Here is a 15,528-nt window from a genome sequence, read left to right on the forward strand (position 1 = left end):
GGGGCGGGACGACTGCGGTCACCGACCGGGCAGAACCCCGCCGGGGGTGAAGAGAACCTCGGGGAAGCGGGGGGAGGGGCCGTCGAGCAGTGGGACCGGCCGGTCGCGCAGGTGCCGGTCGACGAAGGCGGTCAGGTACGTCCGGGTGATCAGCAGTTGCCGCTCGCCCGACAGCGGCCCGGGGTCCTGTCCGAGTTGAGCGCCGAGGACCGGCCGGTCGGTGAAGGACATGTGCCCGGTGCCGGTGACGGTCAGCCACCGTTTCCACCCGGCCAGGCCGGGCCAGTCCCGCACCCAGCTGTGGTCCGGCACCCGCTCCGCGCCGACCAGCAGCACCGGCCGGTCCACCGTGCCGGGCGGGACGGGGACGAAGAGCGTGCCGTCCAGGACCGCGGCGGCGTCCACCCGCCGGTCGGTGCGGAGCGTGTGCACGGCGCTGGCGCCCCCGATGGAGTGGCCCGCCACGGCGATCCTGCGGTGGTCGACGAACCGGGCCCCCGGCCAGGCCGGCCGGACCCCCGTCAGCTGGTCGAGTAGGAACGCCAGGTCGGCGGCCCGGCCCTCGACGACCCGGGCGGGGGTGCCGGTGCCCCACTCGTCGCACACCTGGCACCCGATGACCCGACCGTCGGGGAACTCGATCCCGTACGCCTCGTACGGGTGGTCCACGCCGGCGACCACGTACCCCCGGCTGGCCAGCTCCTCGGCGAGCCCGGTGAGCGACTCCCGACTGAGCGTGAAGCCGGGGGAGAGGAGCACCAACGGCCAGTGGCCCGGCCGTACCGGGGCATCCCGACGGGAATTGGTGCGGACCGTGGTGAGCAGGTCCGGCGGCACCGGCAGACCGGTGGCGGCGAGGACCCGGGCGGAGACCTCCGCCGTGGTGTACGGCGCGGGCGGCTCGGCGGTGCGTAGGGCCGGGTACCAGATGGTGACCATCAGTTCCCGGGGCAGCTCGGGCCGCCACTGGTCCGGTCGTTCCCGGTCGGTCAGGTGCAACCAGGTCGTACCGACCGGGTGCCGGCCGGTCGGCGGGGGCAGGTGCAGACCGGAAGTCGTCGCTGGCGGGGCCGCGACCGCACCGGCAGGCAGGAGTACCACCAGCGTCAGCAGGAGTACGGCAAGCGCCCGGACGCTGCGCGGGCGTCGTTTCGGTGCCGGTGCTGCCGTCATCACGGTGGGCTTCGACATGGCACCCATGGTGGCCGATATCGCAGTCTGTCGCTGCCCCCTACCCACTTCTGCGGGTTCGCGGTCAGCCGTGCCGGTGAGCGGGGAACCCTTCTCTACCGAATGCGTTAACAGGGGGCCCTTCCTTACACACGAGGAGGGTGTCGGGGATGCGGAAGGTGAGGTTGTCGGGGTACCAGGGTGGACGGAGCACGGTCAGGCCGGGCAGCAGCGGGGCCAGCTCGTCGACCACCACGGTCGCCTCCAGCCGGGCCAGTTGTGCGCCGACGCAACGGTGCGCGCCCGCCCCGAAGGCCAGGTGCCGGCGGGACCCGCGCTGACCGGGTACGAACTCGTCGGGCCGGTCGACCACGGTGGCGTCCCGGCCGGCGCGGGCCAGCCAGAGCACGATGCTGGTGCCCGCCGGCACCGCCGTGGCACCCAGCGTGGTGTCGACGGCCGCGACCCGTCGCCAGGTGACGATCGGCGGCTCCAGGCGCAGCCCCTCCTCGACCACGTCGGCGACGTCGACGGTGCCCCGGCGCAGCCCGGCCAGGATCGCCGGCTCGCCGGTCAACCGGTGCAGCAGCAGGGTGAGGAACTGCGAGGTGGTCTCCTGCCCGGCGACCAGCAGGAAGAACAGCGCCCCGACCACGACGTCCGGGCCGTGCCCGGCCGCCCGCAGCCGCGCCGCCAGCCCCGGTCCGGTGGCGGCGAAGTCACGCAGCACCCGGTGGAAGCGGCCCACCTCGGCGGCGAGCACCTGCTGCCGGTCGGCGTCCAGCGGCGCCCAGAACAACTCCAGGGCGGCGCGGGCGAAGTCCTTCACCGCGCCCAGCGGCGCGTCGGGCAGCTCGACCAGCCGGGCCAGGGCCAGCAGCGGCAGGTCGGCGGCGAGTTCGGCGTGCAGGTCGACAGGTACGCCGGCGCGCAGCGCGGCACCGATCCGGGCGACCCGGCGGCGGACCAGCCCGGTCAGCCAGCCGCGCTGGGCCTCGACCCGGCTCGGGTGCAGCGCCTCGGCGACGATGGCCCGGATCTGCGGGTGGCTGGCGCCGGCGTTGTTGGCAAGTGTCGGCGGCAACCGGAACCGGTGCCCGGCGAGCACCCGCAACGCGGCCACCGGCACCGGGGTCACCGCGTCGAGGGCGTTGTCGGGCCGGTAGGTCTGCGGGTCGGCGAGCACCTGACGGACCAGGGCGTGCCGGGTGACCACCAGATGTCGTACGCCGACGTGGTCGACGACGCTCGCCACGTCCGGCCACCCGGGCCGCGCGCCAGCCGCGTCCGGGCCGCCGGACGCCATGGCGTCCACGTCCGGTCCCGCGGTGTCGGCGACCGCCGTCCAGCTCCGGAACAGCACCTCGACACGCTAGCCGTCGGCGCGCGGTCGGGCGGGGTTCAGCTCCCACACCGTGGTGCGCTTCACCCGGACGCTCTCCAGCGCCGGCGGCACCGGCACCTGGTAGCTGGCCAGCTCCCGGAACCGGTCCCGGGGCAGGAAGGCCCGCCCCGGGTCGCCGACCAGCACCCGGGCCCCGCCGCGGGCCGCGCGCAGCAGGAAACGCAGCATCCGGTTGGCCATCGCCTCGCTGTAGAAGACGTCCCCGGCGAGCACCACCTCGGCGTCGGCGGCGTCGGTGTCCAGCACGTCGCCGAGTTCGGCGTCGACGCGTACCTCGTTGGCGCCGGCGTTGAGGGCGACCGCGGCCACCGCACGCTCGTCGACCTCGACGGCGCGGACGCTGGTCGCGCCGCAGCGCGCGGCGGCGATGCCCACCAGCCCACTGCCGGCGGCCAGGTCGAGCACCCGCCGGTCGGCGACCACCGTCGGATGGTCGATGACGTACCGGGCCAGGGCCTGCCCGCCGGCCCAGGCGAAGGCCCAGAACGGGGGCGGTTGGGCGCTGCGGAACTCGCCCTCGGTCAGCTCCCACAACCCGATCGGCTCGTCGGCCTGGTGCAGGCGTACCTCGGGCACGAAGGCGACCGGGGCGAGCCGGGCGTGCAGCCGGACGAAGGTGGCGTGGAGGTCGGACATGGCGGTGATTGTCCCTCCCGACGGTTACTCGGCGTGTCGCGGGTCGGCCGTGAAGGGTTCATCACTGTCGGTGAAAAGCCGCCCCATAGTTGACGGTTCGCGCGAAGACGCCCCTCTACCGGCTGTCCGTTTCTGCTCCTAGCGTTGATCACTGGATGCAACCGACGGGAGGCGTGGGGCGGTGATGACGGTGTGGCGGTACGCGTTACGGGTCGGGGTGGTGCTGGCCTGTCTGTCCGGGGTGCAGGCGGCTCTGGCCGCTCCGGCGCACGCGGCGTTCAGCACCGAGCTGAGCGGCCTACCGGCCGAGTTCACCGCCGGTGGCCGGGCGGAGACGGTGTCGGCTGTGGTGTCCCGCAGCGACAACGGTGGGTGCCAGAAGGTGCGCTGGTCGATGCTGGTCCAGGTGCGGGGTCTCGGGCTGGACCAGGTGCGGATCGACCGGGTGGAGGAGACCGGTTCCTTCCCGGTGCAGGTGAGCACCGAGGGGGGTGCCACGGCCCGGCTGACCGACCGGCAGCTCGACCCGGGCACGCTCTGCCGGGACCGGACGGTCACCGCGCAGTACCGGGTGGCCTTCGTCGGTGACGTGGGCGAGGGGCGGGTCACCCTGGCCGCCGAGGCGTACGACGTGAACAACCGGCTGCTGGCCCGGCAGACCGCTACCCGGTCGGTGGTGGGTGAGCGGGCGGCCCCGCCGGCGCCACCGGCGCCGGAGCCGACCGCCGAGTCGACGCCCGAGCCGACGCCTGAGCCGAGCTTGGAGCCCACGGTCGAGGCGGAGATTCCGGTGGAGGAGCCGGTCGAGTCGACCGAGCCGGCGGTGGCCGAGGCCGGGGCGAACCGGCCGGTGGCCCAGTCCGGCGGGTTCGGCATGGTGCACGCCGCCTTCCTGCTCGGCGGGCTGCTGCTCTTCCTCGGGGTCAGCCTCCTGCTGCGGCTGCGGCACCTGATCCGCCCGGCGGCGGCGACCGACGCCGCGGCCGAGGAGCTGTCGCCGCACGAGCGGTGGGAACGACCGGTCAGCGCCCGGCGCTGGCGACCGGCCCGACGCTGACCACCGCCGACCGCCGGGCGGCTGTGGTCCGGCGGACGACCAATGCCTGACGGGTGACCGGCCCCGTCGGGGAGGAGCCTCCTCCCCGACGGGGCCGGACCGGTGTTACCGGGTGAACGCCTGGAACTCGGCGATCCGTACCTGGTCACGCGCCGGGCTGGCGGTGGCGCAGTCGGTGGTGGTGGCCGGGTCGTCGTCGCGCTCACCGGCGTAGTCCGGGCCGCCGGTGCACTGGCTGGTCAGCACCTCCAGCCGCAGGTGGGTGGCGACCGTGGTGGGCAGGGTGAACGACCGCAGGTTGATCTCCGGCACGTACGGGCGGTACGCGCCGCCCGGGAAGGCGTCGGGCCTGCTGGTGAAGACCCGCCTGAACCGGGTCGGGTCGGCGCAGTCGGTGGTCCTGGCGTTGCACGCCCAGACCGCGAAGGAGCGCAGCGAGGTGAGCGCGTTCTGCGCCCCGGCGTCCGCGTCCCCGGTGATCGTGGGACGCAGCATCGCGCTGACGTTGATCCGCTTCACCGCCTGCGGCCGGTCCCCGGCCAGGTCCACGGTGACCTGCCGACCGGCCACCCCGTCCCGGGACGCCCAGTTGGTCGCCTCGCTGTCGTCGGCGATCCGGTCCAGGTTGACCCCGTCACCGGAGACCGTGGCGCCGGCGGCCACCGAGGCCACGTTGGGCGGCAACCGCAGGTTGACGGTGCTGGTCCGACCCGCCCGGACGGTCACCGTCGACCGCTGGTGGCCGAAGCCGGGGGCCACCGCCAACAGGTCGTACGTCCCCGGCACCAGCTCGACGGTGTCCGGCAGGTCGGTGCCCGGGTCGGTGTCGGCGACCGGGGTGGCCCGCGCCTCGTACGCCCCGACGTACACCCGGATCGGCGCGTCGGCGCTCTCGCCCTTCGGGGCGAGGGTGAGCGTGGCGTTGCCGCCGTCGGGGTGGGCGAAGCTCGGCGTCGGGTCGGTGTCCGCCGAGCCCTGGGTGGCCGCGTCGCGACCCATGCCGGAGCGGGCGAACTCGGTCCAGAGCAGGTCCTGGTTGGCCCCGTCGAAGCGGAGCAGGTCGGCGGTGAGCAGGTTGTCCCGCATGTCCAGCATGCTGACCTGGCTGGCCGCCTGCAGCAGGAACGAGTCGAAGACCAGCTGCGCCCAGCGCCGGTTGCCGGGGCAGGCGTCGGCGGGCCGGGCCCCCCGCGCGCACTCCAGCTGCCGGGTGGCGTTGCCGGCGCCGTACCGCTTCATCATGGCCGCGCGGATCCGGAAGTTGGTGGCGCTCCAGATCTCCCCGTCGGCGTGCACCGCCGGCCCGCCGGTGTTGTAGCCGACGTCGGAGTAGTTCAGCGGGCTGCGGCTGAAGTCGTGGTTGCGGATGCCGCTCACCAGGTTGCCGGTGACGTACCCGCCGGTGACGAAGGGGGTACGACCGGGCGCGCGCAGCCCGTGCTGGAAGAGGTACTCGGCGGCGAGCAGGTCGCTCCACGACTCACCCATCGAGCCGCCCTGGTGGCCGCTGATGCCCGAGTCCGGGCCGGCGATCATCCGGTTGGTGATGGCGTGGGTGTACTCGTGCCCGATCACCGTCATGTCGTAGTCGCCGTCCACACAGGGCGGGTACGGGCCACCGGCCTGCGGCTGCCACAGGTACATGTTGGTGGTCGGGGCCAGGCCGTCGCGCGGGGTGGACTGGTTGGCGTTGTTGCGGTTGCCGGAGAGCGCGCCCTGCTGGGCGCGGCCCTGCTCGGCGTCGCCGCCGAGGCCCTGCCCGCTCAGGTTGACCGCCTGCAGGTTCCAGGTGGCCTCGGTGAAGCCCAGGTGCCAGGCCCAGTCGTGCATCCGGTTGTGCATGGCGAACAGGTTCGACACCGCCGCGTCGGCGTCGTTGCGCTGCGTCGAGGCGTACACCTCGGGGTTGCAGCGAGCCTGCCGCCACTGGTCGGTGAAGGGGTACTCGTAGCCGCGCTGCGGGCTCGGCGTGGCCGGCACCGCCGGGGTGCCGCCGCCCCAGGAGAGCACCGTGTTCGCCGAGTTGCCCCGGCTGGTGCCGGTCGGCTCGCCGGTGGCCACGTCGACGTCCCAGGCCCCTCCGGTGGCCGGGTCGCGGAAGGCCGCCTGGCAGTCCGGTGCGGGGTCGCCGCACCAGCGGAGGCGGGGGTCGGTGCCGGCGGGCAGGTCGGTCGGCGGGGCGGCCGGGAAGACCGCCCAGCTCGGGTTCTCCGAGTCGAAGTCGACCAGGTCCTGCCGGAGGAGCACCGCGCCGGTGATCCCGTCGACGTAGGTGGTGTACGCGGCGGGGTGGTCGGTGTCCGCGCCGAGCAGGGTCACCTCGTAGGCGGCCCGGGGCCCGTCCAGCGGGGTGGGCACCGCCACCCCGCGGACCCGGTGGCTGCTCACCTGGGCGGCGGTCAGTCCGGCGTCGGCGAGCGCCGCCGCGTACGCCTGCTGCCGGTCGAGGGTGGCCGCCGCCGGCGCGGAGGTGTCCCGCGACAGCGACGAGCTGACCGCCAGCACCTTCCCGCCGGTGACGGCCAGGGTGACCAGCCCGTCGTGTCCGGCGGGCAGGTCACCGAAGCGCTGCCGCAGGGTGACCACCGCGCCGCTGCCGATCGGGCGGACCAGCAGCCGGTCCATGCCGGCCACCGCGTCGGCGGTCAGCCCGAACAGGTCGGTCTGTTCGGTCAGGTACCGCCGGGCCGCCGCCTCCGGGTCGGTGGGCAGGCCGGTGGCCAGGGGAGTCGCGCCGGGGCCCAGCGCGTGCGGGGTGCCGAGGCGGTTCCACCGGACGTCCGGGTCGGCCCGCCGGGCCAGTCCGCGTTGCCGGGCGTCGGGTGCGGCCGTACCCGGGCGGTTGTCGACGTCGTCGTGCCGGTGGCCCTCGCCGGCGTCGGCGAACGGGCCGGAGGTACGCGCGGCGGCCGGGGCCGGCGCGGGGGTCTCGGGGGCGGCGGAGGTGGGAACGGCGGGCAGCAGGGCGGTGACCACCGCGGCGGCCGCCAGAACGGGAACGAGCCGGCGACGTCGCCGGCTCGTCCGAGGTGTCCACTCCGGTCGTGGCACAGATCCTCCTGGTGGGAGCGGGGGTGGGCCGACGATCGGCCGGCCCGGCGCAGGCGAGGTAATGCATGCGCATCTGTGAATATCAGTCGGATCCGTCCAGGGCAAGGTCCACCGACCGACCGTTCGGGTCGGCGGCACCAGGCGCCCGGCCGGCGGTAGCGGGTGCGGGCGGGCCGCGTCAGTCGAGCTGGGCGGGGTCCAGGCCCAGCTCGCGGGCGGTGACCAGGCGGGTCCACTCGGCGTACTGCCGGCGGGAGATCACCCGGTCGTGCACGGCGAACTGCACGGCGAGGCCGTCCATCACCGCGTTGATCCGCCAGGCGGCGCCGGCCGGGTCGGTGCACTGGAAGGTGCCGTCGGCCACCCCGGCGGAGATGACCGCGGCCAGGTCCGTGCGCCAGCGCAGGTCCAACCGGCGGGAGACCTTCTCCAACTCCGGGGTACGCAGTGACTCCGACCAGCCGTCGATCCACATCGCCCAGGGGATGGACCGGCCGGACGGCGGGGCGAGTCGCAGGATCCGCCTGAGCTTGACCAGGGGGGTGGCGGTGGAGCGCAGCACCGCGTCGAGCCGGGCCAGATCCTGCTCGACGGCGTACTCGAAGGCCCGCGCGAGCAGGCGTTCCTTGCTGGTGAAGTGGTAGAAGACCAGCGCCTGGCTGACCCCGGCGGCCTGGGCCACGTCGGCCGTGCGGGTGTTGGCCAGGCCGCGTTCGGCGATCACGTCGCAGGCGGTGCGCAGCAGGGAATCCAGGCGGATCTCGACCGCACGTCTCGTCACGGCGCTACCGTAGCCCATCCGTTCGTGCACAAACAGTTACCGCTCCGGGTGATGTGGCCGGGGACAGTCGGAAGCCGGACAGCGGTGCGGGCTTGCCCTGTGCCATGGACAGGCGTTGTCGCTGGCAGACGGCCCGAAGAGGTAAGTCAGGTTCCTAGGAAGCTATACGCGGGGTGACCCGAACCGCGGGCGCCGCGCCGAGCGGGGCCCCGAGTTGGCAACTCTTCCGGAGGTCGGCTAAAGTTCTCATCCGTCACCCGGGAACGCCGGGTGACACGCGGACGTAGCGCAGCTGGTAGCGCATCACCTTGCCAAGGTGAGGGTCGCGGGTTCGAATCCCGTCGTCCGCTCGGAGACATGCCGCCACCAATTGGGGCAAGCTCGGTGGAGTGGCCGAGAGGCGAGGCAACGGCCTGCAAAGCCGTGTACACGGGTTCAAATCCCGTCTCCACCTCGGCACCGACGAGGGCGATTGGCGCAGTGGGAGCGCGCTTCCTTGACACGGAAGAGGTCACTGGTTCAAACCCAGTATCGCCCACCAGATTGACACAGGCAAAAGCCGGTCACCGTACTCGGTGGCAGGCTTTTCTGCTTCTCGGGCCCGTCGGCACGCGTCGGGCATGGTCCTTCCCGGCCCTGGGTTGCCTGCTTGTTACGCCTTGACTAACAGCATGTTATCGCTCACAGTCGATGGACGGCGCGGGCCGCACGTCCTCGGGCGGGTACCTGTGTTAACGATCCCAGCGCTGTGCCGTGGGCCGGCGTGCCTGGTGCCGGGCGGCGGCTCAGCCGAGTGAATCCGCTCCGGTCTAAGGAGGATCATGGTCACCATCGGTGGGCCCACCCGGGTCGTACCACGGCGTCGCGGGCGGTTGTTCCGGCTCGCTGCCGTCGCGGTCGCGACGCTGGTGGGCGGTGCGCTCGTGGGGGTGGCCCCGACGCCGGCCCTGGCCGCGACGGTCGACACCAGCGCCTGGTACGTCCTGGTCAACCGCAACAGCGGCAAGGCCCTGGACGTCTACAACTCCGCCACCAACGACGGCGCGCGGATCACCCAGTGGACCCGCAACAACGGCAACCAACAACAGTGGCAGTTCGTCGACTCCGGCGGCGGCTACTACCGACTCAAGTCCCGACTGTCCAACAAGGTCCTCGACGTCTACAACTTCTCCACCGCCAACGGCGCCAGCATCGTCCAGTGGACCGACGGCAACGGCACCAACCAGCAGTTCCGCCTCGCCGACTCCGACGGCGGCCACGTCCGCCTGATCAACCGCAACAGCAACAAGGCCATCGAGGTACAGAACGCCTCCACCGCCGACGGCGGCAACATCGTCCAGTACGACGACTGGGGCGGCACCAACCAACAGTGGCAACTCGTCCGCGTCGACGGCGGAGGCGACCCGGGTAACCCGGGCAACCCGTCGGGGAGTTTCACGAATCCGGTGGTGTGGCAGGACTTCGCGGATGTGGACATCATCCGGGTCGGGGACGTGTACTACATGTCGGCCTCCACCATGCACTACTCCCCGGGTGCGCCCGTCCTGCGTTCCTACGATCTGGTGAACTGGGAGTTCGCCGGGCACTCGGTGCCCCGGCTGGACTTCGGCACCAAATACGATCTACCCGGCAACGCGCATGCCTACGTCGACGGGATCTGGGCCTCGACCCTGAACTACCGGCCGTCGAATCGGACGTTCTACTGGGCCGGGTGTATCGACTTCGCCCAGACCCACATCTACACCGCCACCGCCGTGGACGGCACCTGGAACAAACACACCACCATCCCGAACTGCTACTACGACGCCGGGATGCTCATCGACGACGACGACACCATGTACGTCGCCTACGGCAACGGCCGCATCAGCGTCGCCCAACTTTCCGCCGACGGCCGCACCCAGGTCCGCAACCAGCAGGTCTACCAAACCCCCACGAACATCGGCACCCTGGAAGGCGCCCGCTTCTACAAACGAAACGGCGCCTACTACATCTGGCTCACCCGACCCGCCAACGGCCAGTACGTCCTCAAATCCACCAACGGACCCTTCGGCCCCTACGAACAACGCCAGGTCCTACTCGACCTACCCGGCCCCATCACCGGCGGCGGCGTCCCCCACCAAGGCGGCCTCGTCCAAACCCAGACCGGCGCCTGGTACTACATGGCCTTCACCGACGCCTACCCCGGCGGACGCATGCCCACCCTCGCCCCCATCACCTGGACCGCAGACGGCTGGCCCCAAGTCCAAACCGTCAACGGACGCTGGGCCACCACCTACCCCAACCCCCTACCACTACGCCCCGTCAAACCCCTCACCGGCACCGACACCTTCACCGGCACCACCCTCGGCCCCCAATACGAATGGAACCACAACCCCGACAACACCCGCTGGAGGGTCAACAACGGCCTCCACCTCACCACCGCCACCGTCACCAGCGACCTCTACAAAGCCCGCAACACCCTCACCCACCGCATCCAAGGCCCCACCTCCACCGCCACCATCGAACTCGACCACACCGGCATGCGCGACGGCGACCGCACCGGCCTCGCCGTCCTACGCGACACCTCCGCCCACATCGGCCTCAAACGCGACAACGGCACCACCAGAATCGTCATGACCAACGGCCTCACCATGAACACCAACTGGGACACCACCAACACCGGCACCGAACAAGCCAGCGCCCCCATCACCGGCACCCGCATCTGGCTACGCGCCACCGCCGACATCCGACCCGGCACCGGCCGACAAGCCCGCTTCTCCTACAGCACCAACGGCACCACCTACACCCCCCTCGGCAACGCCCTCACCCTCAACAACAACTGGCAATTCTTCATGGGCTACCGCTACGCCATCTACCACCACACCACCGGCCAACTCGGCGGCCAAGTCACCATCCGACAATTCACCCAAACCACCCCCTGACCGAACGACGCACGGCCCCCGGGATTCCCATCCCGGGGGCCACCCCACGCCCACCCCACCCCGCGCCCACCTCTGGGAGATTCGGGGGCGCAGTTTCCTGGTTACGGTGGCCTCGGCGCGGATTCAAGGCGCAATTTCCCTGTTCTTGCCGAACATTTGTGACGGCAATTCCCCGCGCGGCCACGGAGGCGTCACACCAGGGGCGCCGGGTGGCATCGCGCCGGCGGGGGTGAGTGGTATCTGGTGGTGTGGTCGGCCGGGGGTGAGTCAGCGGCGGCGGCCCTTGAGATGCTGGCCGAAGGCACGGGCGATCTCCCGGTTGGCGTCCCGTTCGGCCAGCGCCTGCCGCTTGTCGTAGGAGCGCCGTCCCTGGGCCAGGGCCAGCTCCACCTTTGCCCAGCCGTTGGCGAAGTACATCGACAGGGGCACCAGGGTCAGCCCGCCGTCGCGTAGCCGCTCCAGGATCCGGTCGATCTCCACCCGGCGCAGCAGCAACTTCCGGGTACGGCGGGGCTGGTGGTTGGTCCAGCTGCCGTAGCCGTACTCGGCGATGTGCAGGCCGTGCAGCAGCAGCTCGCCGTCGCGTTCCTGGGCGAAGGCGTCGACAAGCGACACCCGTCCCGCGCGCAGCGACTTGACCTCGGTGCCGGCGAGCACGAGGCCCGCCTCGTACGTCTTCAGGATGGTGTAGTCGTGTCGCGCCCTGCGGTTGGTCGCGACAAGCTGCTGACCGGTCTGCCTTGCCGCGACGACCTCCTACGGTGCGTGCCGACGAGCGGCGCCTGCCGGTGCGTGCCGGCGACCGGTGTGTGCCGGTGGTTCGGTGCCCGTCGACGGTGCGGTGCATGCCGACGGTGCGAGGTGCAGGATACCGCCGACGACCGGCGCTGTGCGTTGGTCGTCGGCGGGTCCGGCGGGTCCGGCGGGTCCGGCGGGTCCGGCGGGTCCGGCGGGTCCGGCGGGTCCGGCGGGTCCGGCGGGTCCGGCGGGTCCGGCGGGTCCGGCGGGTCCGGCGGGTCCGGCGGGCGGCGAAGGCGACCGGCGGTACGGGCCGCCGCCCTCGGGGACGAACCCGGTCAGCGCGGCGGGACGATGTCCCGACGCTCCTCGACCCGGTACTCCACCGGCTCGGCGGCGGGAGCGGTGGCGACCGTCTGGCGGCGGCGGCCCCAGACCGCCGCGGTCATGATCAGGCCGAGTACGCCGGCGGCCATCAGGATCCAGCCGACGATGTCCAGGTCGACACCGCCGACGCTGGCGTTGACGGCGAAGGTGAGGATCGCGCCGACCGCGAGAAGGAAAATGCTCGTTCCGATGCCCACGACAGCCTCCTTCGAGGGGGTGATGTGCTGTCGGGGAGTTCAACTACCCCGCCGGTGAGCTGGGCAACCATCCGGGTGCGGGGGTGGCCGTCGGCTGATCTTGTCGTCGGGTAGAGTTCGCAACGTCGCTGGCGCTGGCCGGTGACGTGCGGACGTAGCGCAGCTGGTAGCGCATCACCTTGCCAAGGTGAGGGTCGCGGGTTCGAATCCCGTCGTCCGCTCGTGGTATGCCCCTGACCGGGGTGACCGTTGCCGAGCGCGGCCGTCGTCGCCGGGTCGGTGCCCACGGGCGATTGGCGCAGTGGGAGCGCGCTTCCTTGACACGGAAGAGGTCACTGGTTCAAACCCAGTATCGCCCACCGGTAAGTGAATGCCGTGTCGGCGGATCCGAACATCTCTTCTTTTTTCTCGTTCTGCCAGTGTGCTCCGCGTGTCGCGCGGGCTCGGTGTGGTGAAACGCCCAACGGGACGCCCGGATCAATTACGATTCGCCTAGTCCGTTTTATGCGTATGGGGGTTTTCGTGAATGTTTCTCCGGATTCGACGAATGACAGCGCGCCTGTCGCCGACTACCAGCGGCCGCATCTGCGTCGCCTCGGCACCCTGGCCGAGCTGACCCAGGGCGGTTTCCCCGGGGTGACCGACGCGGACGGCCAGTCCGGCGTCCTGGGCTCGATCTGAGCCGACGACCCCACCAGCGGCGGTCTGCTGTGGGTGTCGACCTGTCGGTGCACCGATGAGCAGCGACCTCCGCGCGGCACCGGCACACCCGCCGCCGGAACCGTCACCGGCCGGCCCGCTCGCCGTCGGGCCGGCCGGTACGGCATCGCGGTGGGCCGGTACGGCATCGCGGTCGGCTGGTGTGGGATCGCGGTGGGCCGGTGCGGCGTCGGCGTGGGCCGGTGGCCGTACGGTGCTGACGTTGCTGCGTCGGGACCTGTCCGAGCACCGCGGTCTCGGGCCACCGTTCCTGCTCGACCTGGCCTTCGGGTTGGTCAACCTGCTGGTGTTCCGCTTCGTCTCGCAGGTGGTCACGCTGGGCCCCGACGCCGACTTCACCCGCTCGACGAGCTACTTCGACTTCGTCGCGGTGGGCATCGTCTTCCTGCTGGTGCTCCAGGCCGGCACCGTCCAGGTGGTGACCCGGCTGGCCGGCGAGCAGCGGGCCGGCACCCTGGAGTTGCTGACCGCGCAGCCGGTGCCACGGTGGGCGCTGGGCCTGGGCCTGGCCGGGTACCCGTTCGTCTTCGCCCTGCTGCGGGCCGGGCTCTACCTCGCGGTGCTCGGGACCTTCTTCGGCCTGCACATCGGGCGGGCCGACTGGGTAGGGGTGGTCGTGGTCGCAGCCCTGGGCGCGCTCTGCACCCTGCCGTTCGGGCTCGCGTTGGCCGGCCTCGCGGTGGCCTTCGGCGCCGGGGAGCCGGTGGCCCGCCTGCTGGTGGTGGCGCTGTCCTTCCTCTCCGGCACGTATTTTCCGGTCTCGGCGCTGCCGGTGGCGGTACGGGCGTTCGCCGAACCACTGCCCACCCGGATCGCCCTGGACGGGCTGCGGCACGCGTTGACCGGCGGTGGTTGGTCGACGGCGGCGCTGGCCCTGACCGGGGCTGCCGCCGTACTGCTGCCGTTGTCGGCCTGGATCTTCGACCGCGCGCTGTGGCTCGCCCGGCGCAGGGGGGTGCTCACCCGTGACTGACCTTTCTCTTGCCCGGCCCACCGCGCAGGACGTGGCCTGCGGCATCGTGCTGGGCCAGGACCCGGCGGCCGGCCCGCTCACGGCCCGGCTGTCGGCTGCCGGCCCGCCCGCTGCCGGCCCGCCCGCGGTGCGGCCCGGCCCGGTGCCGGCCCCGCTGGTCGCCCTGGAACAGGCGGTGCTGCCGGCGTTGTGCCGGCCGCCCTGCCTGGTGAGCTTCTCCGGTGGGGTGGACTCCGCACTGGTGCTGGCCATCGCCGCCCGGGTCGCCCGGCGCGAGGGGCTGCCCGATCCGGTGCCGGTGACCTGGCGGTTCACCGACGCGCCCCGGGCACAGGAGTCGGACTGGCAGGACCGGGTGATCGCCGAGCTGGGGCTGGGCCGACACTGGCGGATCCTGTCCGCCGGTGAGGACCTGGACCTGGTCGGTCCGGTCGCCGCCCGGCTGCTCGACCGGTACGGGCAGCTGCATCCGCCGAACCGGCACCTGCACCTGCCGATCATCGAGCTGGCCCGGGGCGGGGCGCTGTTGACCGGGGTGGGCGGTGACCAGATCCTGGCCGGCTGGCGGCGTCGTCCCGGCTCGCTGCGCGCCCGGTTGAGCCGGCTGCGCCACAGCGTCGGGCGGCGGGCCGCCCGGGAGCCGGACCCGTTCCCCTGGTTGCGTCCCCGGGTGGCCCGGGAGCTGCGCCGACGGTTCCGGGCCGAGCGGCGGGCCGAGCCGCACCGGTTGGCCGGGCGGGTCGCCTGGCACCTGGGCCGGCGTGACCTGACCATGACCCGGGCCAGCCTGACCGCGGTCGCCGCCGACCACGACGTGCTCGCGGTGACCCCGCTGCTGGACGAGGGGTTCGCCGTCGCCCTGGCCACCCACCGGGGCCGGTGGCGGTCCCCGTCGCGGCGGGAGCTGCTGGCCGACCTGGCCGACGCCGACCTGCCGCCGTTGGTCGTCGCGCCCCGCCGCAAGGCCACCTTCGACGAGGTGTTCTTCCGCGCCGGGACCCGGGAGTTCGTGCACGGCTGGGACGGCACCGGCGTGGACGAGACGTTGGTGGACCCAGCCGCGCTGCGTCGGGAGTGGACCGCCTGGCCGGTCTGCCCCCGCACGGCGGCCCTGGTGCACCAGGTCTGGCTGGCCTCCCGGCCGGCCGGTACGGGCCCGGCACAACCGATCATGGAGGTACCGAGGTGAACACCGAGACCACGACCCTGTACCAGGTCGACGCCGAGCGGGTGGCCTGGCGGACCGTCGGGGACGAGGCGGTGCTGCTGGACGTCCGTAACTCCGTCTACTTCGCCCTGGACAGCTGGGCGGTGTTGCTCTGGCCGCACCTGGTGACCGGGGCGACCGCCGCCGACCTGACCGCCGTGCTGGCCGCGCACGCCCCGGTCGACCCGGAGCGGGCCGCCGCCGACGTGCGCTCCTTCCTGGCCGAGCTGGACACCGCCGACCTGCTAAACCGCCACTGACCGTTCGACCGCCACTGGCTGTTCG

The 15,528-nt window shown here is 72.5% G+C and carries 12 protein-coding genes, 5 tRNA genes and 1 pseudogene; 11 read left to right on the forward strand and 7 right to left on the reverse strand.

Features of this window, described 5'->3' with window-relative positions:
• Positions 1 to 18 precede the first annotated feature (18 nt).
• The 3 genes from GA0070617_RS10035 to GA0070617_RS10045 form a co-directional block, all read right to left on the reverse strand.
• The gene (locus tag GA0070617_RS10035) at positions 19 to 1,191 is read right to left on the reverse strand and encodes an alpha/beta hydrolase family protein (RefSeq protein WP_217628781.1); all 1,173 of its coding nucleotides are present in this window, start codon (positions 1,189 to 1,191) and stop codon (positions 19 to 21) included.
• A 64-nt stretch (positions 1,192 to 1,255) separates the two neighbouring features.
• Positions 1,256 to 2,476: a cytochrome P450 gene (locus GA0070617_RS10040; protein WP_091446191.1), complete on the reverse strand. Its 1,221-nt coding sequence runs from the start codon at positions 2,474 to 2,476 to the stop codon at positions 1,256 to 1,258.
• 66 nt (positions 2,477 to 2,542) lie between these two features.
• The gene (locus GA0070617_RS10045) at positions 2,543 to 3,211 is read right to left on the reverse strand and encodes a class I SAM-dependent methyltransferase (RefSeq protein WP_091435768.1); all 669 of its coding nucleotides are present in this window, start codon (positions 3,209 to 3,211) and stop codon (positions 2,543 to 2,545) included.
• Between the two features lie 184 nt (positions 3,212 to 3,395).
• Here GA0070617_RS10045 and GA0070617_RS10050 point away from each other — a divergent pair, with 184 nt between their 5' ends.
• On the forward strand, positions 3,396 to 4,268 hold the full coding sequence (locus GA0070617_RS10050) for a hypothetical protein (RefSeq protein ID WP_091435769.1): 873 nt from the start codon (positions 3,396 to 3,398) through the stop codon (positions 4,266 to 4,268).
• Positions 4,269 to 4,373: 105 nt separating this feature from the next.
• Here the strand turns inward: GA0070617_RS10050 and GA0070617_RS10055 are convergent, their stop codons facing one another.
• Together GA0070617_RS10055 and GA0070617_RS10060 are read right to left on the reverse strand one after the other, a co-directional pair.
• Positions 4,374 to 7,319, reverse strand: a complete 2,946-nt coding sequence (locus tag GA0070617_RS10055) for a M36 family metallopeptidase (RefSeq protein ID WP_091435771.1) — start codon at positions 7,317 to 7,319, stop codon at positions 4,374 to 4,376.
• A gap of 178 nt (positions 7,320 to 7,497) precedes the next feature.
• Positions 7,498 to 8,100 carry a TetR/AcrR family transcriptional regulator gene (locus GA0070617_RS10060; RefSeq protein WP_091446193.1) on the reverse strand — a complete coding sequence of 201 codons (603 nt, stop codon included), beginning with the start codon at positions 8,098 to 8,100 and terminating at the stop codon, positions 7,498 to 7,500.
• Positions 8,101 to 8,377: 277 nt separating this feature from the next.
• On the opposite strand from GA0070617_RS10060, the gene GA0070617_RS10065 reads away from it, so the two are divergent.
• From GA0070617_RS10065 to GA0070617_RS10080, 4 genes are all read left to right on the forward strand, one after another.
• A tRNA-Gly gene (locus GA0070617_RS10065) sits at positions 8,378 to 8,450 on the forward strand.
• Positions 8,451 to 8,483: 33 nt separating this feature from the next.
• Positions 8,484 to 8,554: transfer RNA gene (locus tag GA0070617_RS10070), tRNA-Cys, on the forward strand.
• A 12-nt stretch (positions 8,555 to 8,566) separates the two neighbouring features.
• Positions 8,567 to 8,641: transfer RNA gene (locus GA0070617_RS10075), tRNA-Val, on the forward strand.
• A 280-nt stretch (positions 8,642 to 8,921) separates the two neighbouring features.
• A complete protein-coding gene (locus GA0070617_RS10080; protein ID WP_091435773.1) occupies positions 8,922 to 11,021 on the forward strand; it encodes a family 43 glycosylhydrolase in 2,100 nt (699 codons plus the stop codon).
• A 267-nt stretch (positions 11,022 to 11,288) separates the two neighbouring features.
• Here the strand turns inward: GA0070617_RS10080 and smpB are convergent.
• Positions 11,289 to 11,762, reverse strand: a pseudogene (gene smpB / locus GA0070617_RS10085) (SsrA-binding protein SmpB); the annotation flags it as partial.
• A gap of 335 nt (positions 11,763 to 12,097) precedes the next feature.
• Positions 12,098 to 12,343: a DUF6458 family protein gene (locus GA0070617_RS10095; RefSeq protein ID WP_091435775.1), complete on the reverse strand. Its 246-nt coding sequence runs from the start codon at positions 12,341 to 12,343 to the stop codon at positions 12,098 to 12,100.
• 148 nt (positions 12,344 to 12,491) lie between these two features.
• Here GA0070617_RS10095 and GA0070617_RS10100 point away from each other — a divergent pair.
• The 6 genes from GA0070617_RS10100 (at position 12,492) to GA0070617_RS30480 (ending at position 15,503) form a co-directional block, all read left to right on the forward strand.
• Positions 12,492 to 12,564 (forward strand) — tRNA-Gly (locus tag GA0070617_RS10100).
• A 66-nt stretch (positions 12,565 to 12,630) separates the two neighbouring features.
• Positions 12,631 to 12,702: transfer RNA gene (locus GA0070617_RS10105), tRNA-Val, on the forward strand.
• 163 nt (positions 12,703 to 12,865) lie between these two features.
• Complete coding sequence (locus GA0070617_RS29840) at positions 12,866 to 13,024, forward strand: lasso RiPP family leader peptide-containing protein (protein WP_139135629.1); 159 nt, start codon at positions 12,866 to 12,868, stop codon at positions 13,022 to 13,024.
• 55 nt (positions 13,025 to 13,079) lie between these two features.
• Positions 13,080 to 14,036 (forward strand): ABC transporter permease, encoded by a 957-nt coding sequence (locus GA0070617_RS10110; RefSeq protein WP_091435778.1) that lies wholly within the window; start codon positions 13,080 to 13,082, stop codon positions 14,034 to 14,036.
• A complete protein-coding gene (locus tag GA0070617_RS10115; protein ID WP_175440483.1) occupies positions 14,029 to 15,225 on the forward strand; it encodes an asparagine synthase-related protein in 1,197 nt (398 codons plus the stop codon). Before GA0070617_RS10110 ends, GA0070617_RS10115 begins: the two co-directional genes overlap by 8 nt.
• Positions 15,222 to 15,503, forward strand: coding sequence for a PqqD family protein (locus GA0070617_RS30480; protein ID WP_175440484.1), 282 nt, complete (start codon positions 15,222 to 15,224; stop codon positions 15,501 to 15,503). The genes GA0070617_RS10115 and GA0070617_RS30480 overlap by 4 nt, the downstream gene beginning before the upstream one ends.
• Positions 15,504 to 15,528 lie beyond the last annotated feature (25 nt).

Source organism: Micromonospora yangpuensis, assembly GCF_900091615.1.
Lineage (GTDB): Bacteria > Actinomycetota > Actinomycetes > Mycobacteriales > Micromonosporaceae > Micromonospora > Micromonospora yangpuensis.

Coding starts and splice junctions, on each gene's coding strand:
- GA0070617_RS10035 (WP_217628781.1), bottom strand. CDS start 1,191: ATGTCGAAGCCCACCGTGATGACGGCAGCACCGGCACCGAAACGACGC.
- GA0070617_RS10040 (WP_091446191.1), bottom strand. CDS start 2,476: ATGGCGTCCGGCGGCCCGGACGCGGCTGGCGCGCGGCCCGGGTGGCCG.
- GA0070617_RS10045 (WP_091435768.1), bottom strand. CDS start 3,211: ATGTCCGACCTCCACGCCACCTTCGTCCGGCTGCACGCCCGGCTCGCC.
- GA0070617_RS10050 (WP_091435769.1), top strand. CDS start 3,396: ATGACGGTGTGGCGGTACGCGTTACGGGTCGGGGTGGTGCTGGCCTGT.
- GA0070617_RS10080 (WP_091435773.1), top strand. CDS start 8,922: ATGGTCACCATCGGTGGGCCCACCCGGGTCGTACCACGGCGTCGCGGG.
- GA0070617_RS10110 (WP_091435778.1), top strand. CDS start 13,080: ATGAGCAGCGACCTCCGCGCGGCACCGGCACACCCGCCGCCGGAACCG.